The 25,906-nt window shown below is 44.6% G+C and carries 25 protein-coding genes; 11 read left to right on the top strand and 14 right to left on the bottom strand.

Features of this window, described 5'->3' with window-relative positions; translation table 11 throughout:
* Nucleotides 1-4: 4 nt before the first annotated feature.
* The 3 genes from rplY to EL341_RS11130 all read right to left on the bottom strand — a co-directional run bounded on the left by rplY (nucleotide 5) and on the right by EL341_RS11130 (nucleotide 2,410).
* Nucleotides 5-289, bottom strand: a complete 285-nt coding sequence (gene rplY / locus EL341_RS11140; RefSeq protein WP_047781429.1) for a 50S ribosomal protein L25 — start codon at nucleotides 287-289, stop codon at nucleotides 5-7.
* Between the two features lie 121 nt (nucleotides 290-410).
* Complete coding sequence (locus EL341_RS11135) at nucleotides 411-2,171, bottom strand: DEAD/DEAH box helicase (protein WP_126467794.1); 1,761 nt, start codon at nucleotides 2,169-2,171, stop codon at nucleotides 411-413.
* Nucleotides 2,171-2,410, bottom strand: a complete 240-nt coding sequence (locus EL341_RS11130; RefSeq protein ID WP_047781427.1) for a YecH family metal-binding protein — start codon at nucleotides 2,408-2,410, stop codon at nucleotides 2,171-2,173. Before EL341_RS11130 ends, EL341_RS11135 begins: the two co-directional genes overlap by 1 nt.
* 130 nt (nucleotides 2,411-2,540) lie before the next feature.
* Between EL341_RS11130 and rsuA the strand changes: the two genes are divergently transcribed.
* The 3 genes from rsuA to EL341_RS11115 all read left to right on the top strand — a co-directional run bounded on the left by rsuA (nucleotide 2,541) and on the right by EL341_RS11115 (nucleotide 5,274).
* Complete coding sequence (gene rsuA / locus EL341_RS11125) at nucleotides 2,541-3,245, top strand: 16S rRNA pseudouridine(516) synthase RsuA (RefSeq protein ID WP_074822764.1); 705 nt, start codon at nucleotides 2,541-2,543, stop codon at nucleotides 3,243-3,245.
* 178 nt (nucleotides 3,246-3,423) lie between these two features.
* The gene (locus EL341_RS11120; protein ID WP_082119030.1) at nucleotides 3,424-4,557 is read left to right on the top strand and encodes a Bcr/CflA family multidrug efflux MFS transporter; all 1,134 of its coding nucleotides are present in this window, start codon (nucleotides 3,424-3,426) and stop codon (nucleotides 4,555-4,557) included.
* Nucleotides 4,558-4,923: 366 nt separating this feature from the next.
* A complete protein-coding gene (locus tag EL341_RS11115; RefSeq protein ID WP_053007623.1) occupies nucleotides 4,924-5,274 on the top strand; it encodes a YejG family protein in 351 nt (116 codons plus the stop codon).
* Between the two features lie 69 nt (nucleotides 5,275-5,343).
* Here the strand turns inward: EL341_RS11115 and yejF are convergent, their stop codons facing one another.
* From yejF to EL341_RS11080, 7 genes are all read right to left on the bottom strand, one after another.
* A complete protein-coding gene (gene yejF / locus EL341_RS11110; protein WP_126467792.1) occupies nucleotides 5,344-6,933 on the bottom strand; it encodes a microcin C ABC transporter ATP-binding protein YejF in 1,590 nt (529 codons plus the stop codon).
* Between the two features lies 1 nt (nucleotide 6,934).
* Nucleotides 6,935-7,960 (bottom strand): ABC transporter permease, encoded by a 1,026-nt coding sequence (locus EL341_RS11105; protein ID WP_126467791.1) that lies wholly within the window; start codon nucleotides 7,958-7,960, stop codon nucleotides 6,935-6,937.
* Entirely contained in the window at nucleotides 7,957-9,048 is a 1,092-nt protein-coding gene (locus tag EL341_RS11100; RefSeq protein ID WP_047781422.1) for a microcin C ABC transporter permease YejB, read from the bottom strand. The genes EL341_RS11105 and EL341_RS11100 overlap by 4 nt, the downstream gene beginning before the upstream one ends.
* Nucleotides 9,049-9,057: 9 nt before the next feature.
* Nucleotides 9,058-10,929 (bottom strand): extracellular solute-binding protein, encoded by a 1,872-nt coding sequence (locus tag EL341_RS11095; RefSeq protein WP_126467789.1) that lies wholly within the window; start codon nucleotides 10,927-10,929, stop codon nucleotides 9,058-9,060.
* Between the two features lie 228 nt (nucleotides 10,930-11,157).
* On the bottom strand, nucleotides 11,158-11,739 hold the full coding sequence (gene mepS / locus EL341_RS11090) for a bifunctional murein DD-endopeptidase/murein LD-carboxypeptidase (protein ID WP_126467787.1): 582 nt from the start codon (nucleotides 11,737-11,739) through the stop codon (nucleotides 11,158-11,160).
* Between the two features lie 299 nt (nucleotides 11,740-12,038).
* Nucleotides 12,039-12,746, bottom strand: a complete 708-nt coding sequence (locus tag EL341_RS11085) for a phosphatase PAP2 family protein (RefSeq protein ID WP_047781420.1) — start codon at nucleotides 12,744-12,746, stop codon at nucleotides 12,039-12,041.
* 53 nt (nucleotides 12,747-12,799) lie between these two features.
* Nucleotides 12,800-13,777, bottom strand: coding sequence for a CobW family GTP-binding protein (locus EL341_RS11080; protein ID WP_074822775.1), 978 nt, complete (start codon nucleotides 13,775-13,777; stop codon nucleotides 12,800-12,802).
* Between the two features lie 374 nt (nucleotides 13,778-14,151).
* Here EL341_RS11080 and EL341_RS11075 point away from each other — a divergent pair, with 374 nt between their 5' ends.
* A complete protein-coding gene (locus EL341_RS11075) occupies nucleotides 14,152-14,475 on the top strand; it encodes a hypothetical protein (RefSeq protein ID WP_047781418.1) in 324 nt (107 codons plus the stop codon).
* Nucleotides 14,476-14,529: 54 nt separating this feature from the next.
* Here EL341_RS11075 and yeiP read toward each other — a convergent pair whose 3' ends face one another.
* Both yeiP and mtr read right to left on the bottom strand, forming a co-directional pair.
* The gene (gene yeiP / locus EL341_RS11070; RefSeq protein ID WP_047781417.1) at nucleotides 14,530-15,102 is read right to left on the bottom strand and encodes an elongation factor P-like protein YeiP; all 573 of its coding nucleotides are present in this window, start codon (nucleotides 15,100-15,102) and stop codon (nucleotides 14,530-14,532) included.
* A gap of 165 nt (nucleotides 15,103-15,267) precedes the next feature.
* Nucleotides 15,268-16,506 carry a tryptophan permease gene (mtr, locus tag EL341_RS11065; RefSeq protein ID WP_074822778.1) on the bottom strand — a complete coding sequence of 413 codons (1,239 nt, stop codon included), beginning with the start codon at nucleotides 16,504-16,506 and terminating at the stop codon, nucleotides 15,268-15,270.
* Nucleotides 16,507-16,721: 215 nt separating this feature from the next.
* On the opposite strand from mtr, the gene EL341_RS11060 reads away from it, so the two are divergent.
* Together EL341_RS11060 and fruK are read left to right on the top strand one after the other, a co-directional pair.
* On the top strand, nucleotides 16,722-16,979 hold the full coding sequence (locus EL341_RS11060) for a YkgJ family cysteine cluster protein (protein WP_074822781.1): 258 nt from the start codon (nucleotides 16,722-16,724) through the stop codon (nucleotides 16,977-16,979).
* Nucleotides 16,980-17,158: 179 nt separating this feature from the next.
* On the top strand, nucleotides 17,159-18,097 hold the full coding sequence (gene fruK / locus EL341_RS11055) for a 1-phosphofructokinase (protein WP_047781415.1): 939 nt from the start codon (nucleotides 17,159-17,161) through the stop codon (nucleotides 18,095-18,097).
* Nucleotides 18,098-18,169: 72 nt separating this feature from the next.
* On the opposite strand, the gene nfo is transcribed toward fruK, so the two are convergent.
* Both nfo and EL341_RS11045 read right to left on the bottom strand, forming a co-directional pair.
* Nucleotides 18,170-19,027, bottom strand: a complete 858-nt coding sequence (gene nfo / locus EL341_RS11050; RefSeq protein WP_047781414.1) for a deoxyribonuclease IV — start codon at nucleotides 19,025-19,027, stop codon at nucleotides 18,170-18,172.
* 99 nt (nucleotides 19,028-19,126) lie between these two features.
* Nucleotides 19,127-20,218 (bottom strand): YeiH family protein, encoded by a 1,092-nt coding sequence (locus EL341_RS11045; RefSeq protein WP_074822784.1) that lies wholly within the window; start codon nucleotides 20,216-20,218, stop codon nucleotides 19,127-19,129.
* Between the two features lie 114 nt (nucleotides 20,219-20,332).
* On the opposite strand from EL341_RS11045, the gene yieE reads away from it, so the two are divergent.
* The 5 genes from yieE (at nucleotide 20,333) to EL341_RS11020 (ending at nucleotide 25,882) form a co-directional block, all read left to right on the top strand.
* The gene (gene yieE, locus EL341_RS11040; RefSeq protein WP_047781412.1) at nucleotides 20,333-21,235 is read left to right on the top strand and encodes a DNA-binding transcriptional regulator YeiE; all 903 of its coding nucleotides are present in this window, start codon (nucleotides 20,333-20,335) and stop codon (nucleotides 21,233-21,235) included.
* Between the two features lie 147 nt (nucleotides 21,236-21,382).
* Nucleotides 21,383-22,882 (top strand): amino acid permease, encoded by a 1,500-nt coding sequence (locus EL341_RS11035; protein WP_074822787.1) that lies wholly within the window; start codon nucleotides 21,383-21,385, stop codon nucleotides 22,880-22,882.
* Between the two features lie 370 nt (nucleotides 22,883-23,252).
* On the top strand, nucleotides 23,253-23,627 hold the full coding sequence (locus EL341_RS11030) for a hypothetical protein (RefSeq protein ID WP_074822789.1): 375 nt from the start codon (nucleotides 23,253-23,255) through the stop codon (nucleotides 23,625-23,627).
* Nucleotides 23,628-23,632: 5 nt separating this feature from the next.
* Nucleotides 23,633-24,499 (top strand): tetratricopeptide repeat protein, encoded by an 867-nt coding sequence (locus tag EL341_RS11025; RefSeq protein WP_053007622.1) that lies wholly within the window; start codon nucleotides 23,633-23,635, stop codon nucleotides 24,497-24,499.
* 234 nt (nucleotides 24,500-24,733) lie between these two features.
* Nucleotides 24,734-25,882, top strand: a complete 1,149-nt coding sequence (locus EL341_RS11020; RefSeq protein WP_047781409.1) for an ABC transporter substrate-binding protein — start codon at nucleotides 24,734-24,736, stop codon at nucleotides 25,880-25,882.
* Nucleotides 25,883-25,906: the final 24 nt, after the last annotated feature.

The following is a 25,906-nucleotide window of genomic DNA, read 5'->3' as shown; positions in this document are numbered from 1 at the left end:
GCAATTAAGCGCGAACGAAGTCGATATGAGCGAATTTTGGTTTGAACGGGTGGCGTTGTGTCGCCTGAATCTTAACTTTTACTGATTTACCAGCAATATCCAGAGTCAGAACTTCTTCATAGAAGCCTGGCTTAGCTTGCATGTTCATCAGAGTATCTTGATCCAGTGTAATGGTAACTGGCTTCTCAGCTCCGCCATAAACGATAGCAGGGAACTTGTTAGCATGACGCAGGCGGCGGCTCGCACTCTTTCCCTGCTCGGTACGTACTTCAGCATTAATAGTAAACATTTTCTTTTCTCTTAAAGAATGTTAAATCCCGCTACAGGCGACCCAGCAGCAGGTTGAGCGATCTTGCTTTTTAAGCGGACGGGATTCTAACGGAATTCACCGCCTACGGCAAATAAAACCGTTATCCACGTAGTTCATTGGCTCGGCGGTAGCGTCCTTGGTAGTCGAACATTTTTTCGCGCACCCGCCAAAACTCCCCACGTAGCGTGCCGATAACGAAGTCAGGGGCGCGGAGCAAATCTTGCTGTCGAATAACGTCGTTGGCATTGTTCCATAGCAAAGGAACACCAGGCGCTTTTTGGTGTGGGCGCATAAATAACTGCTGAAATGCCGTGCGTTGGGCTGGGGTTTTTAAGCGGAATCGTTCGGTAATATCCGCTCCGTCTTCATCATAATAAGTGATACTGAGCCATTCCCCTTTATCATCCTGTCCGCGTTTTAGCTGCATGCCGCTACAGCGCAAAACTTTGGCATTTTTTAACTTGAGCGCGTCTTTCAGCATATCGTCAGGATCGACTAATACTTCCTGACATTGATGGCAGCGACGGGCTGCAATATCATTTTCTGCTCCGCAGTGCGGACAGGTTTTAAAGCGAAAGCGATAATCACACTGTTCGCGATTGCCCTCATCATCTTCTAATATTCCCTGACAGCGGCGGCCAAAATGTTCGATGACTTCTCCAGTTGGACTACATTTCCCCCAGAACATATTGGCGAAACCGCAGGATGGGCAAAAAACCTGCACCGGTTGACTGTCACTTTTTGGTTTGGCTCCGCCAACTTCAGGGGTAAACAGGTCATAAGGATTACCGGCATAATCCAGAATCAAGCAATCTTGTTTACCCGGTGACAGGCGTAGCCCGCGTCCGATAATTTGTTGATACAGACTGATCGATTCCGTTGGGCGTAATATGGCAATTAAATCAACGTGTGGCGCGTCAAATCCGGTAGTCAGTACTGCCACATTAACCAAGTAGTGTAACCGCTGTGCTTTAAATTCTTCTATCAGCCGATCGCGTTCATCTGATGGCGTTTCAGCACTGATAAACGCCGCTTTACCGATGGGTAATAGGTGATAAACTTCTTTGGCGTGTTCAACGGTAGCGGCAAAGATCATCACCCCTTTACGAGTTTGCGCATACTCCATAATTTGGCTAACGATATGCGGAGTAATACGCTGCTGCTGTTTTAGCTCGCGGTTAAGATCAACCTCGCGAAATAGTCCATTGCTGCTGGCTTCCAGTCGACTAAAATCATATTGCACAATGGGCATATCCAATCGTTCTGGTGGTACCAGAAAGTGATGTTTAATCATATAGCGCAGCGGCAGTTCATAGATACAATCGCGGAACAGACAATTTTCGTCACCGCGAATCATTCCGTGATAATGATATTGATATATCCAACCTTTACCTAGTCGATAAGGGGTTGCGGTTAATCCCAGCAGACAGAGTTTAGGGTTCTGTTGACGCAGGTGCTGGATAATCTGTTGATATTGGCTTTCGCCGTCATCGCTGATGCGATGGCACTCGTCGATAATCAGTAAAGAGAATTTATCATTAAAGGCGTGGAGATTTTTGGCAACGGACTGAATACTGCCAAATACCACCTTGGCGGAACTCTGTTTTTTCTGTAGCCCGGCGGAAAAGATATCCGCCTCCAGATCGTAAGCACAATACTTGGCGTGGTTTTGCGCCACCAGCTCTTTAACATGGGCCAGCACCAACACTTTTCCGCGGGCAAGGCGGGCTAATTCCGCGATCACCAGACTTTTTCCTGCCCCTGTAGGCAAGACTATGACCGCCGGTTCCTGGCGTGAGCGGAAATAATTCAGCGTTGCATCAACCGCTTCCTGCTGATAAGGGCGTAAGGTAAAAGCCATCAGTGATTGCAGATTTTACTGATATTCGTGGTGAAACCACTATTGGCAGGAATAAATTTACCTTTAGAGGCCAGAAAATCGACTAACTCAGCAGCGGTCAGGCCTTGTTTAGCACAGGTATGAAAGCGGGCTTCTTGACCGAAACGTTGTTGGATAGCCGCAATCAGACTTTCCGTGGTATAGAGTTCATCAGCAGCAATCATCATTTCCAATACTTGATGACCATGAATTGAAGACATTTTTATCTCCGGAGTTAACGAGAAATTCTGTTTATTATGCCTTTCCTATGTATTCAGGGCGAGTCTTTATAGGTTTGGACAAGGGGAAAGAGTATACTAATGGGCTACTTTATTATTGGGTATACAATGCATGCGATTGGATAAGTTTTTGTCACAACAGTTAAGTATTAGCCGTAGCTTAGTGGTGCGTGAATTGCGTTCTGGGCTGGTGACAATTAATGGTGAAATCGCGAAAAGCGGTTCTTATAAAATTCAGCCGGAAGATGATGTGGCATACGATGGCAATTCACTCCAGCAGCTCAGTGGGCCGCGTTATTTTATGTTACATAAGCCTCAAGGGTATGTTTGTTCCACTGACGATCCAATCAATCCGACCATCCTCTATTTTATTGATGAACCGGTTGCGGAAAAGCTGCACTCCGCCGGACGTCTGGATATGGATACAACCGGGTTGGTGCTCTTAACTGACGATGGGCAATGGTCTCATCGAATAACGTCGCCTCGTCATCACTGTGAAAAAACATATTTGGTGACGTTGGAACATCCTGTGGCGGAAAATACCGCTGAGCAGTTTGCTGCTGGTATTCAGCTTAACGGCGAGAAGAATCTGACTAAACCGGCTTTGCTTGAGCAGGTTGAAGATAATCTGGTACGCCTGACCATCTCGGAAGGACGCTATCATCAGGTTAAAAGAATGTTTGCTGCGGTAGGGAACCATGTGGTTGAGCTGCATCGCGAGCGAATCGGCGATATTGTTCTGGATGAAGATTTGCAGCCTGGTGAGTATCGTGCGCTAACGCAGCAAGAAATCGATAGCGTTGGGCTGAGCAAATAGTAGTGATTTGCGTCATTAGTTGGAGCGAGTCCAACGCCTGAGTTTACCGTTATTAATAGATACGTCCTGTATCAGGAGAACGTTTTTAGTGTCAAATCCTGCACCACAATATACGACTGAGCAGATAACGCCGGGAGGTTCCCGACGTGGCCTGATATTCATTCTTGGCCTGTTATCGATGTTAATGCCGCTATCTATCGATATGTATTTACCGGCTATGCCTGGCATCGCGCTGGATTTTGGCGTTAGTGATGGCATGGTACAGTTAACGCTGAGTGCCTACATTATCGGATTTGCCGTTGGACAACTGTTCTATGGCCCGATGGCGGATAGTATTGGTCGTAAGCCGGTGATTATCGGCGGCGTTTTTGTGTTTGCTTTGGCTGCGGCAGGCTGTGCGCTGGTACAAACGGTGGAGCAACTCATTTTATTACGTTGTTTGCACGGGCTGGCTGCTGCTTCTGCAAGCGTGGTCATTAGTGCATTAATGCGCGATATGTTCAGTAAAGAAGAATTCTCACGCATGATGTCATTTGTGACATTAGTGATGACAATCGCCCCGCTAATGGCGCCGATTATTGGCGGTTTTTTACTGATTTGGTTCAGTTGGCACGCTATTTTCTGGGTATTAAGTGGTACCGCATTATTAGCGGTATTGTTGGTTAAGTTTTGCATTCCGGAAACGCTGCGTAAAGAGAATCGGCAGAAATTCAATTTTATGACCACGCTGCGTAACTTTGCCTCTCTGTTTCGCCATCGCCGGGTGATTAGCTATATGTTATCCAGCGCATTCTCTTTTGCCGGTATGTTCTCTTTTTTGAGTGCCGGTCCGTTTGTATATATTGGTTTGAATGGTGTATCACCGCAAAATTTCGGCTATTACTTTGCTTTAAACATCGTTTGTCTGTTTATTATGACAACGATTAACAGTCGCAATGTCCGTCGTATGGGGGCGGTTAAAATGTTGCGTTTAGGGCTAACCGTTCAGTTTATTATGGGAATGTGGTTGGTGTTTTCTCTGGTCGCCGGACTGGGTTTTTGGTCTTTGGTGATTGGCGTTGCGGGTTATATGGGCTGCATTTCTATGATCTCTTCTAATGCGATGGCGATTATTTTAGAGGACTTCCCACATATGGCCGGTACGGCAGCTTCACTGGCTGGCACCCTGCGTTTTGGGGTGGGTGCAGCGGTGGGTGGGGGGTTAGCGCTAATGACTGCGAATACCGCTTGGCCAATGGTTTCTTCCATGGCATTTTGCGTGATAGGTGCCGTATTTTTCTATTGGCGTTCATGGCGCAAAAATACACATTAATTTAACTAAAGCTTAAAGTTTTCCTGATCTATATGTCGTCTTAACGGCGACATAATCAAACGATATATTTGTTGAAATCTCCCCCTTAGATATTTTCTGGATTAATGACTCAAGTGATTATTTATCAGAGTATAAATAGTTTTGATTTGCTGTATAAACAGCAGTAAAAATAAAGGGTTGATTTATCTGTTTCTTAATATGTACGTTTTATTGCATTTTTTTGGGTGAAAATTAGGGGATGTTTCTGTTTATTCAGTTAGGTTTGGTTATTTATATAAAAACAGAAGAATAATAAGGAATGTCCTTTACGATGTGATTAATTTGTGAAAAAATTGTATATTATTTTATGAGTATTGAGTGGATTTTATGAAGCTATCTGTTCTTCAGCGCTTGCCTCAATTCTACCATTGGTATGCCGGAGAGGTAGGAAGTCGAGTCGAGCCAACGGAATTACCCGAGGTATTTGATGATGGTATGGGTAATAACGGTAATCTGATTGGTTTAAAACTATTAGGTTATCCTAGTGCTCATTCATGGGAAGTGATGGGCAAAATTAGTCAGTATCTAAACGGTATCAATATCCAAAATAGCGTTATTGAAGTTGATGGTGAGCCTTGCCTGTTCGTCAACTCCAACGATGAAGCGATTGCATTAGGTTATTTGAAAAACCTGGGTGTTGCGATTGCTGACTTTATTCCTCTTCAACCCCACAATTAATAGTGGCAATGCGCTATTAATTGTTCTTCACTTCTGACGTTTTCTGTTTGCCCTCATAGCCGAAACTGTTTAGCGAGAATCTTCCAATAAGTTTTGGGTATAAGGATGCTGTGGTGCGTTAAAGACGCTTTCACAGGCTCCTTGCTCAACAATTTCGCCATTACGCATCACGATAATCTGATGACAGAGTGAGCGTATTACCTGTAAGTCATGACTGATAAATAAATACGTGAGCTGGTACTGCTGTTGCAACGTTTTTAGTAGCGCCAGAATTTGTGCTTGTACGGAACGATCCAACGAGGAGGTTGGTTCATCCAATATCAAGAGTTCAGGCTGTAAAATAAGCGCTCGGGCAATGGAGATGCGCTGTCGCTGGCCGCCTGAAAATTCTGTCGGATAGCGGTGGCGAGTATCAGGATCGAGTCCGACTTCCTGCATAGTTTTTATTACTCGACTTTCCCGTTCTTGCGAAGACAGAGTCTGATGAACTTCCAGGCCTTCAGCGATAATCTGACTGATAGTTAAGCGTGGGTTTAAAGCAGAGAAAGGGTCTTGAAACACGATTTGTATTCGACTGCGATAAGGCAGCATTTGGCGCATATTCAGCGTATGAAGTGGCTGACCATCAAACCAGATTTCTCCCTGGGATGCTAACAGGCGTAACAAGGCCAGACCGGTAGTACTTTTTCCTGAGCCGGATTCCCCAACTAAACCCAGACTTTCTCCTTTGCGGATACAAAAACTGATGTTGTTAACCACTCGATTTTCAATTCTTGGCTTGAGAAATCCAGCAGGGCGAGGAAAACCGATAGTCAGATTTTTTATTTCCAGCAAAGTTTTGCTGTTTTCCGGAATGGGTAAGGGTTGGCCTTTAGGCTCAGAATTAAGCAGTTTTCGGGTATAGTCGTGTTGTGGAGAGCTGAACAGCTTATCTCGAGAGTTTTGTTCAACACATTTCCCCTGATGCATGACGGCGACATTATCCGCTAGTTTACGCACGATATTCAGGTCATGGGTAATAAACAGCATACTCATGTTCATTTCCTGCTTAAGCTCTTTGAGTAGCAGTAGAATCTGAGCCTGAACAGACACGTCCAGTGCGGTGGTTGGCTCATCGGCAATTAATAATTTAGGTTTGGTAAGAATAGCCATGGCTATCATCACCCGTTGACGCTCACCGCCAGACAGTTGGTGAGGATAGGCATTCAGGCGTGCTTTGGCATCGCGCAAGCGTACACGCTGTAGAACTTCAAGAATCTCGCCTCTGGCCGTCTGCTTTCCCATACCGCGGTGAATCAATAACACTTCCGATAGTTGTTTTTCAATTTGATGTAGCGGGTTAAGAGAAACCATCGGCTCCTGAAATATCATAGAGATACTGTTACCGCGATGATAGCGTAACGTTTTATCGTCGGCATGGAGCAGTGATTCGCCGTTAAACAAAATATCACCAGAAGGGTAGACAACCGGGGGCGTCGGCAGCAGGCGCAAGACCGATAGCGCAGTAACGCTCTTGCCCGAGCCAGATTCACCGACTAGCGCCAACGTTTCACCGGTTTCAATTTGTAAAGAGAGCCGGTCGACAACCTGATTTTCCTGACCGTTTTGACGGAAAGCGATGCTCAGGTCTTGAATATCCAGTATCGGTTTCATTGTCATATTAGTAAGCCTTAGCCGGGTCAAATGCATCGCGTACTGCTTCGCCAATAAAAATCAGCAGTGATAATAAAAGTGCCAGTACGATAAATCCGCTGATACCCAGCCATGGCGCTTGAAGGTTATTTTTTCCCTGTAGGAGTAACCCACCGAGAGACGGGGAACCTAAAGGTAAACCAAATCCCAGAAAATCCAGCGAAGTTAACAGCGTGATGGAGGCACACAGAATAAAAGGCAGATAAGTTAGCGTTGCCACCATGGCATTGGGCAGGATGTGGCGCAGCATAATTGTTTTGTCTTTTACCCCCATTGCTCTGGCGGCTCTGACATAGTCAAAATTTCGGGTGCGTAGAAATTCAGCTCGGACAATGCTCACTAATCCCATCCAACCGAATAGCACGGTAATGGCCAGTAGCCACCAAAAATTCGGCTGGATAACGCTGGAAAGCAGAATAATCAAAAATAGGGTGGGCATACCGGACCATACTTCGATTAATCGTTGACCAACCAAGTCGATTTTACCACCGTAATACCCCTGAGTTGCGCCAACGGAGATACCGATAACGCTGGAGATCAACGTCAGAGACAGGCCGAATAAAACGGAAATACGAAAGCCATATAAAATACCAGCGAGCACGTCCTGACCACGATCGTCAGTCCCCAATAGATTAGAGAGTGACGGAGGAGCGGGGAAAGGGGATGAGCTCTGATAGTTAATGGTATTGTAGCTAAAGTGAATCGGTGGCCAAATAGCCCAGCCGTTTTTGTTAATCAGATCGACGACATAGGGATCTTTATAATCGGTTTCGGTCTGAAACTCACCGCCGAAAGTGGTTTCAGGGTAGTTAACCAGAAATGGTGTGTAATATTGCCCTTGATAATTAACCAGCAGTGGTTTGTTGTTGGCAATAAGCTCAGCCCCCATGCTGACGATAAACAAAATAGCAAAGATCCATAGGGACCAGTAACCACGACGGTTATGCTTAAACTTTAGCCAGCGGGCTTGATTAATGGGGCTTAATCTACTCATCCTCGGGCCTCAAAATCAATTCTTGGATCAACCAGCGTATAGGTAATATCACTAATAATATTCAACAGTAATCCGATCAAGGTAAAGATATACAGCGTACCGAACATTACCGGGTAGTCGCGTTGCAGGGTGGCATCGTAACCTAACAGGCCTAATCCATTCAGGGAGAATATGACTTCAATCAAGAGTGAACCGGTAAAGAACATGCCGATAAATGTTGCCGGGAAGCTAGCGATAACCAGCAACATAGCATTTCTGAATACGTGACCGTATAGAATCCGTTTTTCTTCTAATCCTTTGGCTCTGGCGGTAATCACATATTGCTTATGAATTTCATCCATAAATGAATTTTTGGTCAACATGGTTAGGGTGGCAAAACCACCGATAACCGTTGCTGTTACCGGTAATACGATATGCCATAGGTAATCGGTAACTTTGCCATACCAAGGCAGGCTATCAAAATTATTTGAGGTCAGTCCGCGTAGAGGAAACCAGTCCAGATAGCCACCGCCGGCAAAAATGATGATCAGTAAGACGGCAAACAGAAATGAAGGAATCGCGTAGCCAACAATAATCATGCTACTGGTCCAAACGTCGAAAGAGGAACCGCTGCGCACCGCTTTTTTGATACCCAGCGGGATGGATATCAGGTAAGTGATTAACATACTCCATAGGCCAAGGGTAATGGAGACCGGCAGAGATTGCTTAATCAGTCCCATGACGGAAGAGCCTCTAAACAGGCTGTCACCAAAGTCAAAGCGGATATAGCTCCACAGCATGTCGAAGTAACGCTCGTGTAAGGGCTTATCAAAACCAAAGCGTTTTTTAATGGCCTCAATCACTTCAGGATCTAATCCTCTGGAGCCTTGATATTGTCGATCGCCTGTTGGAAGTTGCCCCCCTTTTTCGGGACCGGTTAAACTCGGTCCTCCTGCGCCAAATCCGCTCTGATGACCGAGTTCAATGGTGGCAATCGCTTGATCAACTGGACCGCCAGGGGCGATTTGTACAATAAAAAAGTTAAGGGTAATGATTGCCCATAGGGTGGGAATAAGCAGCAGAAGTCGGCGAAGTATGTATGAAATCACAAGTGCTCCTTAGCGACGCTGTTCAGGTAACTGAGCGGCTTTATCGGCGTCGTACCACCAGGTATCTAATCCCAGTGAACTTTTGGGACGTATCGCTGGCATCGCGTATTTATTCCAATAGGCAAAACGGTCGTGATTGGTGTACCACATTGGAATCATCAGATAATGCCAGGTTAATACCCGATCCAAGGCTCTACCAAGGGAGAGCAGCGGTTTTTCCTGCCCCTGATGATCGGAAATTTTTTGCGTTAGCTCATCCACCGCCGGATCGCTAAGAGCAGGGGTATTGTACGTAGAGTCGAGATAAGCGGTGTTCCAATAAATCAACAGTGAGGTTGATGGATATTCCATGCCTGGGTAACGACGGGGAATCATATCAAAATCACGACTGCGTAAACGGCTGACATACTGCGAACTATCAACGGTTCGGACATTCATTTTAATTCCCAGCTTGGCCAAACTTTGTTGGAAGGGTAAAACGTACAGTGCATCGCTGCCGCTGAGCAACAGTAACTCAAAGGTAAAAGGTTGACCGGTTTTACTATTAACCAACTGATTATTTTTTATTTCCCAGCCGGCCTGCTGCAATAGCTTAACGGCTTGAAGTAAATTGCGGCGGTTATTGCCGGAGCCATCGGTGATGGGAGGTTGATATGTTTGAGTAAACACTTCCTCCGGCACTTTATCTTTTAACGGCATTAGCCAGTCCAGCTCATCTTTATCAGGCAGACCAGTGGCTTCATAGGTGGTATTTTGAAAAAAGCTGCGCGGTTGTTGGTTGGCAGAGTAAAACAGGGCATTGTTCATCCAGTGGAAATCAAAGGCGAGGATAAGCGCTTGTCTCACTTTCGGATCGGCAAAAATAGGGCGCTTAACGTTGAACGCCAGCCAGCGCGTATCCTGAGCCGAGTGATTTTCCAGATCTTTCTTCACGATATAACCGAGATCAAAAAACTTGCCCTGATACTGGGTGGTCCAGTTTTTAGGGGAAGACTCGACACGCAGATCGTAAGCGCCGGCTTTAAAGGCTTCCAGTGCCACATTATCGTCCAGATAGTAGTCGTAGCGAATGGTATTCAGGTTATAGCGCCCTTGATTGACTGGCAGATTGGCTGCCCAATAATTCTCAGCCCGTTGATAAACGATGTATTGGCCTAATTTATAGTCGCTAATCGTATAGGGGCCACTGCTGAGGGGCGGGGTGGACAGAGGTTCGCCAAGACTGTGATGTTGCCAGAAATGTTTAGGTAATACCGGAAGTCCACCGATTAGGCCAAGCATTTGATCTCGGTCTGGTTTAGGCAGTTCAAACCGCACCACTAAGCGAGAGACTGCCTGAACTTTGACGCCTTTATAAATACTACGAAATTGGGGAACGCCTTCTGTCATGAACTTTTCAAAGGTAAATGCTACATCTTCTGCGGTAATTGCTGTTCCATCGTTGAAACGAGCATCAGGATTGATGGAAACCTCTGCCCACTGGTAGCTATCGCTATAGCGGACGGATAAGCCAATCAGTGGATAGATGCTGCTGATTTCATCCTCTGAAGAGGTAAACAGCGTATCGTTGAGCCGCTCGTAGCCACTTAGCGGATTACCGCGTAAGGCATAAACGTTGAAGTTATCATAGGTACCGATAGCCGGTAACGTGATCTTTCCGCCTTTGGGCGCTTTTGGATTAGCGTAGTCGAAGTGCTTAAAGTCTTTGGGGTATTTTGGTGTTCCCAATAGTGAAAGGGAAAAGCTTTCTTTTACTTTAGAAGTATCCGGGGTTGCTTCTGCCCACGAACTGCCACTGAATACTAATGCAGATATCAAGATAAATAGAAGAAAGGAAATGGCGGTTAACTTTTTCCACTGATTTGACTGCAATGTATTCATAAGGGTTTCTGACTCGTAAATGAGAGAGGCATAATATATCAGACAAACACGCCCTGCTCACCGTGACACTGTTAGCATAAGGTATTGTTTAGTATATAACATGTTATGGCGGTTATATAGTTGGTTCAGTGGGAAGATAGTGCGGAATCGGCAAAGGAAAGAGGGGATGATGAAAAAACTGAATAAAAAAGCCAGCCTGAATGTATTCAGGCTGGCTTTTTTAATAAATTAACTTTTACTTAATACTCGACGAGCCTGATGATAACGGTTGTTCCAGTATTTTTCATTCAGATTGGAAATCATGACGCCATTGCTGGTTGAAGCATGAACGAAGTTATCATTCCCAATATAAATGCCGACGTGACGACCCGTAGAGCCGGCACGGAACAGAACTAAATCGCCCGGACGTAACTTCCCACGATTAATCTGTTTACCGACGCTTTGCTGCATAGAGGTAGAGCGCGGTAGCGTCAAACCAAACTGTTCACGAAAGGTAATTTGCACAAAGCTGGAGCAGTCAACGCCACTCTTGGTGGAACCGCCCATCCGATAACGGACGCCTTTCCAACCAGCATATTGATTAAGGATACGCGACTTGATGTCAACGTTCTTAACCATTGATTCAAACTCATCCTGAGACGTTTGTAGAGCTAAACCCTGTCTTTCTTTAGCAGCGTGCGTTTGTGAATTTCTTGAATTCGACGCCTCTGCCGTTGAGGTAAGCGTGCCACAGCCAGATAGCATTACGATTGCGACTACGGCAGGCGCTAATCGTAGAACGTATCTCAGAATTGGTTGAGATTTGACCATTTTTGTGGAATTCCTGTGTAGTCCTTAACGACAAAGTCGTTATTCAACGGGTTTGTAATCTGGTTTGATGCTCTCCGATATGGAAACATCAAACACTTATACTTGAGCATGACACCAGAGAAAATTAACCTCTCAACTATGCTCTTATCCGCAATTAATGCGCACAAACGTTGGGAGACTACTTGATTAAAAGCGCGATTGCGAGATTTTTTTTACTTTAAAAGTGTTACAAAACGATTTTTTTGGCTGTTTTGTGAGCTAAGGCCGGTATTAAAAACAGAACCGGCCTGTTGCGATAATTACTTTACAGGCCTGTGTTTACCTGGAATAAGTCGATTGATTCCATCGATAACAGCATCACAAGCCGGGGTGAGTAGCCACCAGCTCAATACGATGCAGACCATACTGAGTGCACCCACATAAATATCGGTAAACCAATGGGAGCCAATCATAATGCGTGGTAAGGAAAAGACAACGACGTACACTACGGCTATGCAAAATGACCAGCGAGTAAAATAACGCAGCATAAATCCAGCGAAAATCATCAGCATTAGCCCATGATCGCCAGGGAAGCTATCTCGGGAAGCGTCTTTAGTTGGGATACCCGTTAATTCACTTACTCGATTAATTCCGCTGAAGGTCAGCGTTGGGCTGGGGCGTTCAATCGGAAAAAGTCGTCCAGATTGGTTAAGAATAACCGCAGTAAGTAGCATAACCACACCCATAATAATCATTCTGCGTTTTCCTGTTGCATCTTGCTTAAGGAAAAAGTGTAGAAACAGAATGCCCATAGCGAGTAGGGAAACGCCATCGAACGCTCGATTATTAGTGATTGCTACCAGCTTTAGAAACCCTGAGTTATCCGCCAGATGGGCATTAAAGTAGTAAAAAATGGTGGAATCTATTGGATACCAAAAACCATGGTTTTCGGGTAAATACCAGGAAAGGAATAAACCTATGCCAAATATATTGAGTAATAGAATCGCAGGAAGTTGGCGAAAGCTCATTGAAATACCTTTTAAAATTAACAAATAATTACCCTTTCCGGAGCTCCGGTGAGTTACTCTATATTAACACGGGCTTTTAACAGTGCGTTTTGCAAATCGTTCCATGCAGCATCAGCGCTGTGAATTAATTCAACCCGGCTGTCGACTGGAGCCACTGGCTGGGTCTCGATCTTAAGATCGAAACCTTGGCGATTAAAGACAATTGTTCCTTCCGGAATACGCATTACACCCTTTACGCGATCAACCGGAGAAAGTCTGACCCAATCCAGCAGCGCTGCTGTTGAAAAGCAGGTTTCTGCATCAAAGATCCATCCGCAACTGGTATAACCCTGGCCCTGATTAAGGGCGCGACGCCAACCCTTATTATTTTGTAGTTGAAGCGCGGCCAGACCGTTTGGGCGAGGTGAGTGATGGTGGTTACCGTCTGGTAATGCCTGAATATTAAGGCGTGGGCTATTGAGTAATTCCGCCGCAATATTCCCCTGCTCAATATAGTGAAATGGCCGATTAAGCCCATTGTTTTCATACCATTGCATAAAGGTGTTTTTATTTTCTACGCTATAGGTATCGCATTTATTAACTAAAATAATATCGGCTGCGGCCAATTGATCGCGGAAATTTTCGTTTTCCTGATAGCGCTCTTCTGATAATTGTCGGGCATCGAGCAGGCATAGCGTGGCCTGAAGATTGAGCAATGGTTGATAAACTTCAGAAGTTAACATGGTTAATATCTGTTTTGGGTGGCCCAAACCTGTAGGTTCTATCAGTAATCGATCGGGTTTGGCCTGTTTTAGCAGCATATTCAAACCAACCTGCATTGGTAACCCATTCACGCAGCACATACAACCGCCGGGAATTTCTTTCAGGACCGCACCTTGATTGGCTAACAGTGCACCATCAATACCAATTTCACCAAATTCGTTAACCAAAATAGCCCAGTTTTCATGTTCCGGTTTTTGGTTCAGTAAGTGTTGGATGGTTGTTGTTTTCCCACTGCCGAGAAATCCGGTAATTAAGTTTACATTGGTCATGAATCAGGCTCTCCATCAGGGCTAAACAACGCCCGGAATTATAGATAAGGTGGAAAGAATAAGCGAATGATTGTTAATTACCTATTTGTATTGTGCTTTATGAGGCGATGCCATTCTGAGTAATAAATATTTACGTTACTTTACGGATGAGGGCTGAATTTATTGCAATAGCAAACTATAACTTAGTAATAAAAGGTGACTAAACACGATGGTGATTGGTTCCTTTTGGATGGCTTACTTAAGTTTGGTTATTAATAGCCGCTATATCTTACTAGGTTCTTTGGCATCGAAGGGATATGGGGTAACAACGAGTTATATAGGAGTGACTGCTAAAGGTTCGTTTGTTAATAAGTATACTGGTGGAGATATTCATTATGAAATATCAAACCTCGTTCTGTGCGAAAGCGCTTTTATTACTTATTACATGGATTGTACCGTTATCAGTGACTTACGCAGATAATACTGGTCGAATTACATTTTATGGTGTTGTAGTAGACACCGGGTGCCAATTTTCAACTAACGATACAGGTATTACCCAAACTTGTGCAAAAGGTAATAAGGTCGTGACAAGCCAGATGGCGATCAGTAAAACGCGGGATAATGTAGAGATGGCTTCTGTCGATCATTCTTCGAATGTCCATTTTTACTGGTTAGATAAAGCGAAAGGGCTGGGCATAACCGAAGTTACCTATAAATAGCTGGAATTATCAAGAATCGCCCTGTCGTTGCAGACAGGGCGTTTTTATAGGTTATTAATCTGCACGGCTCATATAACGACGTTCTGGGATATGAATTCGAATTCTTTCGCCGGATTCCAGATATTCAGGCACTTGAATCGTCAAACCTGTGCTCATCGTTGCCGGTTTATTACGGGCACTGGCTGAGGCGCCTTTAATGCCGGGTGCCGTTTCAATAATTTCCATATCGACGGTTTGCGGTAATTCAAGCGCAATGACTTGACCTTCTACGGTCAATACCTGAATACCAGGAATGCCACCCTCAGGAATGAATAACAGCTCTTCTTCAATTTGCTCTTTTTTGAAGATGTACGGGGTATAGTCTTCATCATCCATAAAGACATATTCATCACCATCAATATAGGAAAATGTCACCTGACGACGGCTCAGGTTGATTTCATCGATAATGTCGTCACCTTTAAAGCGTTCTTCTACTTTAAGTCCGGTACGAATATCCGAGAAACGCATTTTATAGAGTGTACTTGCACCGCGGGCGCTTGGGCTCTGGACTTCGATATCGCGCACTAACAACATTTTTCCATTGTAGTTAACCGCCATACCGCGTTTTATTTCATTTGCTCTTGGCATATAAAGTGACCTGTTTTTCACTGATTAGAATGATTGGCGACAAATTACTCGTGAGCAGGAAAACTGGCAAGAAAAAAGATGTCAGCAAACAAATAAAAGTCATAAACAGTCGATGGAGGTGGTTGAGGCATCAGAACTGAGCAAAACGTCTGATGCCTGAGTGGGTTATTTATAGACGGGCAGCAGGTTAAGCATTGAACTAATGTGGGCAATGATGTTTATCACGCCGAACAGAATAACGAAATAGATCATGAAATTGCCTCCAGGGGCATGATATTTCGCTGCTGGGAACCGCTTACGGCTTGAACGCGCCAACATGGCAGGCACAATGACTGCCCAGATGGTCGCGGCTAAACCCGCAAAGCCAATGGCATAGAGAAAGCCATCAGGAAAGAATAATGCGGCCAGAGTCGGTGGAACAAAGGTCACTAACGCCGATTTTGTCCGGCCGCTGGAGGTATCTTCAAACTTGAAGAAATCAGCAATATAGTCGAGTAAACCCAGGGATACACCCAAAAATGAACTGGCTAATGCCATATAAGAGAAAGCGTTAAGCAGTTGTTTTACAATTGGGGTTACGGTGCCATTATCCAACTGTGCCAGAAGATTCCCGATATTACCGCCTTCAGAAATTACCTGTTTAAAGGCTGAACGAGGGATGTTTCCCTGAATAACGAACTGCCACAGTAAATAAATCACCAACGCAATTAAGGTACCAAACAACAGACTACGAACCACTGACTGGGTATGTTGGCCGTAATATTTCACCAGGCCCGGCACATTACCGTGATAACCAAATGAAGCTAATAAATAAGGTAAGGCTGCCAGCGCATAAGGCAGATATTCAGCATGGCTTTCATTCCGATTGAATAGCACGTCTGGCTGAACTTGCGTAAACATATCGCTAACGGAAAAAACGAAAGTAATCACCATACCGCCAATAAGAATGCTATTAATTCGGTCAACGGCTTTGGTGGATAACCAAACGATAAATGCGACTAAGATCGCGAATATCAGCCCGGCCATGGTCTGATTAATCGGTAAGACCGACGTTAAGGTATGGCTGATAATCGAGCCACCGGCTGAAATATAGGCATAGGTCAAAATATAAAGCACAAAGGCGACGGACAAGCCATTGATGGTGTTCCACAGATTGCCTAACAGGCTCTTCACCATCGTATGAAAGCTAGAGCCCATCGCGTAATTGAGGTTAGCTTCCAACAACATTAACCCGGACATAAACATGCAAAACCAAGTATAGATAAGCATAAGTGTCGAGCCACTGAACCAAACGCCAGAGGTAACAATAGGAATCGAGAACATTCCTGCGCCAACGGCAGTACCGGCAATGATCATCGCGCCACCGAAGACAGAAGGGCGCTTAAAAGGCTGGGTTTGGGACATGTTAATGCTTTCCTGATTGGATGTTGTATTGTACTAGTGGGATGATACGCGGATGCCGGTTTTTGTAAACAAATTTTTGTTTGTCGATAGCGATAATTAAACCGGTTTGTTCGCGGTGGGTTAGCTATTTTAACCTGTCTATTAGTAACCACTGGTTATTATGATGCAGGACTGCTATGGTCACCGCCTGCTCTTGTTATTACGGAAAATGTTCCATGGAATGTCGTTCTGGTTGTGGTGCATGTTGTATCGGATTATCAATATCCAGTCCTATTCCCGGCATGCCTGACGGTAAACCTGCTGATGTTCCGTGTATCCATTTAGATCAGAATTTCCGCTGCAATATTTTTCATCATCCTGAACGACCTAAAGTGTGTGCTCAGTTAAAGCCCTGTCTTGATATGTGCTTGAATAACCGGGATGAAGCACTGGATTATCTGCGAGAACTAGAAATATTAACCACACCTTGTTAATCGAACGGTAAATTTCCTCTATCAAAATCAAATATTCAGGTAATAGTCGAGCAATTGCACAAAAATCACGCTAGAATCACCTGAAACGATCCACCAAAGATAAACAGGGGAACGCATCAGCGTTTTTTGCTTTTTAAACGGTGGTGGCTGACAGATTTGACAGATGAAAGAAGAGATCGATGAACAGACGTGTAGCGACAATAACCTTAAATCCTGCTTATGACTTAGTTGGCTATTGCCCAAATATTGCTTTGGGTGATGTTAATTTAGTGAGAACGGCAGGGTTACATGCGGCCGGTAAGGGAATCAATGTCGCTAAGGTATTAAAAGACTTAGGTATTGATGTCACCGTCGGTGGTTTTTTAGGAAAAGATAATCAGGATGGTTTTCAGCAGTTATTCAGTGAACTGGGTATTGCCAACCGCTTTCAGGTTGTTCCGGGGCGCACCCGAATTAACGTGAAGTTGACTGAAGCAAATAATGATGTGACTGACTTTAATTTTTCAGGTTTTGAAGTGAGTCCGGCTGATTGGCAGCGCTTTATGGCGGACTCCCTGTCGTGGTTAGGGCAGTTTGATATGGTTGCCGTCAGCGGTAGTCTACCTGCCGGTGTTGATCCCGAATCATTTAGCGACTGGATGCGCCAACTACGTAGCCAGTGTCCGTGCATTATTTTTGATAGTAGTCGGGAAGCATTTTCTGCCGGTTTGAAAGCCTCTCCGTGGTTAGTTAAGCCTAATCGACGCGAGCTGGAGATTTGGATGGGGCGTCCATTACCAACACTGGAAGATGTGGTGGAAGCGGCTCATGCGTTGCGTGAAGATGGTATTGCCCATGTGGTGATCTCCCTTGGTGTCGAAGGGGCGTTATGGGTTAATGCCTCCGGTGCTTGGTTAGCGAAACCGCCAACTTGTGAAGTTGTCAGCACCGTCGGTGCCGGTGATTCGATGGTAGGTGGCCTGATTTATGGTTTGCTGATGCGTGAATCCAGCGAACATACATTGCGTTTGGCCACTGCGGTGGCGGTCTTGGCTGTTAGTCAGAGCAACGTCGGCATTAAAGATCGGATGCAACTGGCATCGATGATGTCGAAAGTTGAGTTAAAGCCCTTTAACTAATGGTTGATAGATTCAGAGTATTAAAAAGCCACTGGATAAAATCAGTGGCTTTTTGATTGGCGGACTGGCTGATTATGCCGTTTCTGTCACTTTCTGTTGGCTCTTTAGCCAAGCGATTTCATCTTTCCAAATATCAGGATTAGTGGTTTCTAATATCAGCGGAATATTATCAAAGCGACTATCGCGCATAATATAGCTGAATGGCGTTTTACCAATATTGCCTTCACCCAAACTATTATGGCGGTCGACTCGACTACCGAATTCACTTTTAGCATCGTTTAAATGCATACCGCGTAGGTATTGAAAACCGACAATTCTGTCAAAATCGGCAAAGGTTTTATCACAAGCTTCTTCAGTACGAAGGTCGTAACCAGCGGCAAAGGCGTGACAGGTATCAATACAAACGCCAACTCGGCTTTTATCTTCCACACCGTCAATAATTGCCGCCAGATGTTCGAATTTGAACCCCAGATTACTTCCTTGACCGGCGGTATTCTCAATGACTGCCGTGACAGTTTGGGTTTTATCTAAGGCAATGTTGATTGATTCAGCGATTTTAGCCAAGCATTCATCTTCATCGATTTGTAGCAGATGACTGCCCGGATGGAAATTCAGTAGCGTTAAACCCAACTGCTGGCAACGTTCCATTTCATCAATAAAAGCTTCACGAGATTTTTGTAGCGCCTCTTCTACGGGATGACCAAGATTAATCAGGTAGCTATCGTGGGGTAAAATCTGTTTGGCTTCATAGTGGTATTTTTCACAGGCATGGCGGAAAGCGCTAATCACTTCTTCCGTTAGCGGTGCAGCCCGCCATTGGCGTTGATTTTTAGTAAATAATGCAAACGCTGTAGCTTCTAACTCATGAGCGCGGATCACTGCCTGATCTACCCCACCGGATGCACTAACGTGCGCACCAACAAACTTCATATTTATTCTCCTGTGTTATCGGCTTTGATTATCTCACATTTTACCCTGTGACACCTATTAACAAATCTTTAACCTTAACAGCAGGAGAATCAGGTGAGTTTAGATACCAAAATGAAGAATGGCCATGTTGATTAAGGCACCGCCGGCAATAAGCCAGATAAATAAGATAGAAGCCAGTAACATGGGTTTGATACCCGCCTGTCGAATGGCGCTAACGTGAGTTGTCAGGCCTAAAGCGGCCATCGCCATGGATAGCATAATGGTATCAATATAGACCAGAGCACTAACAACGGCATGAGGTAACCAGTTTAGTGAGTTGAATCCCGCAACCATGATAAAAAATACTGCAAACCATGGAATGACGATGGGTGATTTCTGTATTTCACCACTGCCCAGTTGTGTCGCTTGTTCTCCTCGGCTTATATAGCTGGAGAGTATTAGTAGAAAGGGAGCTAGCATCATAACGCGAATCATTTTTACAATAACTGCACTATTTCCGGCATCATCAGAGATGGCACGTCCGGCGGCCACAACCTGAGCAACTTCATGAATAGTTGAGCCAATATAAATACCGAACTCATTGTCAGAAAAGCCTAACAAATGGTATTGCATGTCCAGTTGATAGAGCCATGGATAAAGAAACATGGCGATGGTACCGAAGATGACCACGGTAGCTACGGCAACCGCCACTTTACTTGATTCAGCTTTAACCACCGGGTCGGCAGCCATTACCGCAGCAGCACCGCAAATACTGCTGCCGGCACCAATCAAAATGGTGGTCTGTTTATCCATTTTGAAAATACGCATTCCTAACCAATAGGCTAAGAAGAAGGTTGAAATCAGCGTTAAGGCATCAATAATAATACCGCTGACGCCAACATCAGCGATTTGCTGAAAAGTAAGGCGAAAACCATACAGGATGATGCCTAAACGCAAGAGTTTTTGTTTGGCCAGATGGACACCGGCATCACAACTCGATGCAATGGAAGGATATACCACATTACCCAGTACCATACCGATAACAATGGCCAGCGTCAGGGCACTAAGACCAAGCTGTGCAATGGCGGGTTGGTTTGCTGCGTAAATAGACAGTCCGGTAATAGCACCAGTAAGCAGTAGACCCGGTAATAACCGAATAATAAGTTTTGGTGGAGTATGTTCTGCGGTAGTCTGATTGTTGGTTTGTGGCATAAGTCAAAACGGCCTGAGTAACTGAGATAGGTCTACAAAATAAAGTAATTAGCTATAAAAGAGAAATTGATTATATATTTATAACCTATCGCTATAAGTGGTAAGGAACAGAACATGCATATTACTTTGCGTCAGCTTGAAATATTTGTCAGCGTGTTGAAAAGTGGATCGACCACTCAGGCTTCATCCGCATTGTCATTGTCTCAATCAGCGGTTAGTGCTGCTCTTGCCGATTTGGAAGGGCAACTAAATGCTTCTCTATTTGATCGGGTGGGTAAGCGTTTGGTGGTGAATGAAAATGGTCGGCTACTGTACCCAAAGGCGTTGATACTATTGGAGCAGGCTCAGGAAGTAGAACAACTATTTGATAAACATAGTGGTGCCCTAAGAATTGGTGCCAGTACCACTATTGGCAATTATATGCTGCCTGAAATTCTTGCTCACTATCGTCAGGACTTTCCTCATACGCCATTAGAGTTGATCGTCGGTAATAGCCGTGATGTGATTCAGGCGGCGACAGATTTTCGGGTAGATTTAGGATTAATCGAAGGCCCTTGCCACAGTCCGGATCTAATTTCTCGCCCATGGCTGAGTGATGAGCTGGTGGTGTTTGCCGCCGCAGGTCACCCTTTAACCAAAGGCTCCATTTCTATTGAAGACTTGGCCAATGCACCGTGGATATTACGAGAAACAGGGTCGGGTACGCGTGACGTTCTAGAGCATAGCTTGATGTCACACTTACCCAAAGCACGGCCCATTTTGGAACTGGGTAATTCTGAAGCCATAAAACATGCGGTACGGCATGGTATTGGTATTAGCTGTCTGTCCCGCAGAGTGGTAGAAGAACAGCTTGCAAGTGGTTCTCTGGTTGAGTTAACCATTCCATTTGCTCCGTTGAAGCGCACGCTGTACCTGATTTATCATCGTCAAAAGCACATTTCCGCCAGTTTACGGCGTTTTTTAACCTACTGTGATTTTTCTACTGAGGTGCTGAATGAAATTCAGCGTCCAGAGTAACCGACAATAAAAAGTAACATTATAGGGTTTTGCTAATAATATTTGTTTAATTATGAACGAATCTAATATTGAGAGGTTATCGGTTATCGGTAAACCTATCCTTTGTTACAATCGCGCTCTTTTTATGTGTAGACAGATAGGTTACGAATGGCATCGGTAGAGACTAAGAGTTCACAGGGCAAACAAGCACCGGGATTGCGCCGGGTATTGAAAGCTCGGCATTTAACTATGATTGCCGTTGGCGGTTCGATTGGTACTGGTTTGTTTGTGGCATCCGGTGCAACTATTGCGAAGGCTGGACCGGGTGGCGCGCTGTTATCTTATGCACTGATTGGTCTAATGGTCTATTTTTTGATGACCAGCTTGGGTGAACTGGCTGCCTATATGCCGGTTTCCGGCTCGTTTTCTACCTATGGCGCTAAATATGTTGAACCGGGTTTTGGTTTCGCACTGGGATGGAACTATTGGTATAACTGGGCGGTAACAGTAGCGGTTGACTTGGTTGCTGCGCAGTTGGTGATGCAATACTGGTTTCCGGAACCGCCGTTTGGGTTGCCCACTTGGATCTGGAGTGCGCTGTTTTTATCCATAATATTCTTACTGAATTACATTTCAGTTAAAGGATTTGGTGAAGCTGAATTTTGGTTTGCGCTGATTAAAGTGGTCACGGTGATCATTTTTATTGGGCTCGGTATCTTAATGATTTTTGGCATCATGAAAGGTGGGCCAGAGTCAGGTTGGCATAACTGGACGATTGGTGATGCGCCATTCTCCGGCGGTTTCTCCGCCATGATTGGGGTAGCGATGATCGTGGGTTTCTCATTTCAGGGAACGGAACTGATTGGTATTGCCGCCGGTGAGTCAGCGGATCCAGGAAAAAATATTCCTCGTGCTGTGCGTCAGGTGTTCTGGCGTATTCTGCTGTTTTATATCTTTGCCATTTTGATTGTCAGCGTATTAATTCCTTATACCGATCCTAGCCTATTGCGCAATGATGAAACTGATATCAGCGTGAGTCCGTTTACCCTGGTGTTCCAGCATGCCGGTCTGTTATCCGCTGCTGCGATAATGAATGCGGTGATTTTAACCTCGGTGCTGTCTGCTGGTAACTCCGGTATGTATGCATCAACACGCATGTTGTATGCGCTGGCCGCGGAAGGTAAAGCACCGAAGATTTTTGCCAAACTCTCATCCGGTGGTGTACCGCGTAATGCACTGATTGCCACCACCGTTGTTGCTGGACTTTGTTTCCTGACTTCAATGTTTGGTAATCAGCAAGTCTATTTATGGTTGTTGAATACCTCGGGTATGACCGGATTTATTGCTTGGTTGGGTATTGCCATTAGTCATTACCGTTTCCGCAGAGGATATATTGCTCAGGGGCGTTCTTTGAGTGACTTGCCTTATCGTTCAGGTTTCTTCCCGCTGGGTCCTATTTTTGCTTTCGTACTGTGCTTGATTATTACCCTTGGGCAAAACTATCAGGCATTCCTGGAAGATAATATTGACTGGGCAGGGGTTGCGGCCACTTATATTGGTATACCGCTATTTTTAGCGATTTGGTTTGGTTATAAAATTGCTAAGCGAACCAAATTTGTTAAGTATAAAGAGATGGATTTTCCTGGCGATCAGATTACTAAGGAATAAGCGTCATTATCCTGAGAACAGAGCGGCATTTTATATGCCGCTTTTTCGTTTAATCGGCGGGATGAATAATTATTAAGCAAATAAGCATTCGCTATCTGGGCTGGTTTAATTTAACGATCTGAATATCCGTAATCTTCAGAGCCTTTTTAATCGTATCTCTTTTGGCGGTGTTATATTAAACTAGGCAAAGTATTGAGTGAGAATTGCTTTAGATAGCCGTTTTACCGTTATTTAACGCTCAACATGAGCTGAGATTTGTTAGTCATATTCAATTCATTGCTCACATAGTATGTGATAGATCTTGGTTTGTGCATTGCTATTTAATTATAATTCATAAAACTGCAATCAATTTATTTAAGGTAACAGATTGATGAAAAGAACATTGATGTTGGCCACGTTGGGAGTTGCGATTGTTAGTGCCAGCGGTTGTGCGAATTTGCAAAAGAAGAAAGTTCCTCAGGCAGCGGCTGTGAGTGAACAGTCGGCCTATAGTCAACGTTTTCAGGGATGCATGACCAGACTTGAAGCATTAAAAAAGCTGGACTGGAATAGCTACAATGAAAACAAAATGGTAATGGATGCGGATATGCAATCCGCGACCAAATACCTGTCAATGCGCGCCACGCTTTCACCAGATATGGTTAACGTTATGGATAGCGTTTATCAGGCAAAGCTTGCCCGTAGCTGCCAATTAATTGACAACCAGATCTTTACCTTATTGTTACAGCAAGCTGATAGGAAATAACCGTTATGCGGATTAAAGGCTGTCACTATGCGCTGGTATTGGGGATTTTATCTCTGATCTTGTCTGGCTGTGTAGCGACCAAAAAACAGGAGCTGGGAGAAGACTCTTCGTTTGGTCAGCCGATCGACGTTTCTCGGCAGGATATGCTGGGAGGGTTACAGCAATATCTCTCTCAATTGCAAAATCAAGGGAATGCGGGAAATCAGCAGGCTCAGCGTCAGATGGGTGAGATTTTTTTAGCGTCTGGTGATAAGCAAAAAGCCATACAGTGGCTGAAAGATGCAGCGAATAACGGCGATGTTGATGCTCAGGTTAAACTGGGTGATATGTATGTTAACGGTATGAATCTGCTACCAGATTATGCTGAAGCGTTCGTTTGGTATAAGAAAGCCGCTGAGAAGGGCAATGCCCATGCACAGGGGCAGGTCGCTTCCTTCTATTTAAATGGTAAGGGAACGGCATATAACCTTGAACAATCCATCCATTGGGATCGATTGGCCGCTGAAAAAGGTATCGCTAAATCTCAAAATAATCTGGGTGCTGCTTATACTCATGGCGAAGGCGTGAAGAAAAATGCTGAGCGGGCGGTTTATTGGTATTCCAAAGCTGCTAATCAGGGTATTACGGAAGCTCAGTTTAATCTGGCTGGTTCTTATTATTTAGGCCGGGGCATTAATAAGAACGATGAGTTAGCTTATGCCTGGTATGCCACTGTTGCTGAATATGGTAATGCTGAGATAGCAGAAACCGCTAAGATGGTGATGAAAAGGTTAGTACCTTCTCTGAGCAAAGTGGGTAAATACGCTTCTTCCAAAAAATTAGCACAGCAATATATTGCGACCTATGCACCTAAAAAGAGCGTAGCTGAATAGTTTTTTGTTGATGTCGTTTTAGTTCTTAAGACCGGAAATGGGCGTGATGTCGATCGCAGCCATTTCCGGTTTGTTGTTTTTAGCATTAAATAACCTCCTCGATTGTATCAAAATCCCTTCCTGCTTAACGATCAAGCTCTATATTTTGTCGCTTTTATTGTGTTTGTTATTGATAATCGTTCTCTTTTGCATTATTGTTTGCATTCTTTAAACCCGTAGGGAAGAGACATCATTATGAGGCAACTTAAGCGTTCGTTGACCAAACATTTCGGCGTATCCTTATTGTTAGGTAGTTCACTGCTGTTAAGTGCAGGCGCATGGGCTGAAACGATTACCGATATTGCAGACCGCAAGGTTGAATTACCAAAGAAAGTCGATAGGATTTTGCTGGGTGAAGGGCGTCTGATTTACGCCGTTGCACTATTAGAAGGCGATAAGCCATTGGCGCGTATTGCTGGTTGGCAAGGTGATTTTCGTAAGCTTGATCCTCATACCTACGCGGCTTATAAAGCCAAATTTCCTGAAATTGATAAAATTCCACTGATTGGCAACACAACGGCTGAAAGTATCAGTCCGGAAAAAGTATTGACGCTAAAACCGGACGTGGCCATTTTCGGCTTGTCAGGTCATGGGCCTGGCCGTAATAGTGAATTGGTGACCCAGTTGGAAAAAGCGGGTGTGCCCGTTGTGTTTATTGATTTCCGTACTGCGCCGTTGAAAAATACCGTGCCAAGCATGCGTATTTTAGGTAAAGCACTGCACAGAGAGCAGCAGGCTGAACGTTATATCCAGTTTTATCAGGATAACGTGGCGAAAATTACCGACGTAACCAAAAATATTCCTGAAGATAAGAAACCTAAAGTCTTTATCGAGCTGAAAGCCGGTACTGCGGAAGACTGCTGTGGTACTGCCGGTAACGGTAATATGGGGGACTTCATCGATCAGGCTGGCGGCATTAATATTGCTAAAGGTTTATTACCGGGTGCATTAGGCACGGTTAACCTTGAAAAAATTATAGCTACCAATCCTGATGTTTATATTGCCAGCGGTGCTCGCGCCACTGATGCGAAAGGTCCTGGGGTTAAACTGGGCGCAGACGTACCTTATCAGGTTGCTCGTGATAGTTTAAACAGCGTATTAAAACGCAAAGGAATTGATACGTTACCCGCAGTAAAAGAGGGTAAGACTTACGCTATTTGGCACAGTTTCTATAACTCTCCTTATAATGTTCTGGCGATTCAAGAGTTTGGTAAATGGTTCTATCCTGAACAATTTAAAGATATTGATACGCAGAAAACCATGGAAACCTTATATAAAGAGTTTCTGGCCATTGAGCCATCAGGTACCTATTGGGTTGGTTTACCGACTGAAGAACGTAAATAATTTATAATTAGAGTCACAACGGTT

The organism is Pragia fontium, from assembly GCF_900638655.1.
GTDB classification, from domain to species: Bacteria; Pseudomonadota; Gammaproteobacteria; order Enterobacterales; family Enterobacteriaceae; genus Pragia; species Pragia fontium.
Note: the sequence above shows the minus strand (reverse complement) of the source record. Positions and strands in the feature narration are given on the sequence as shown.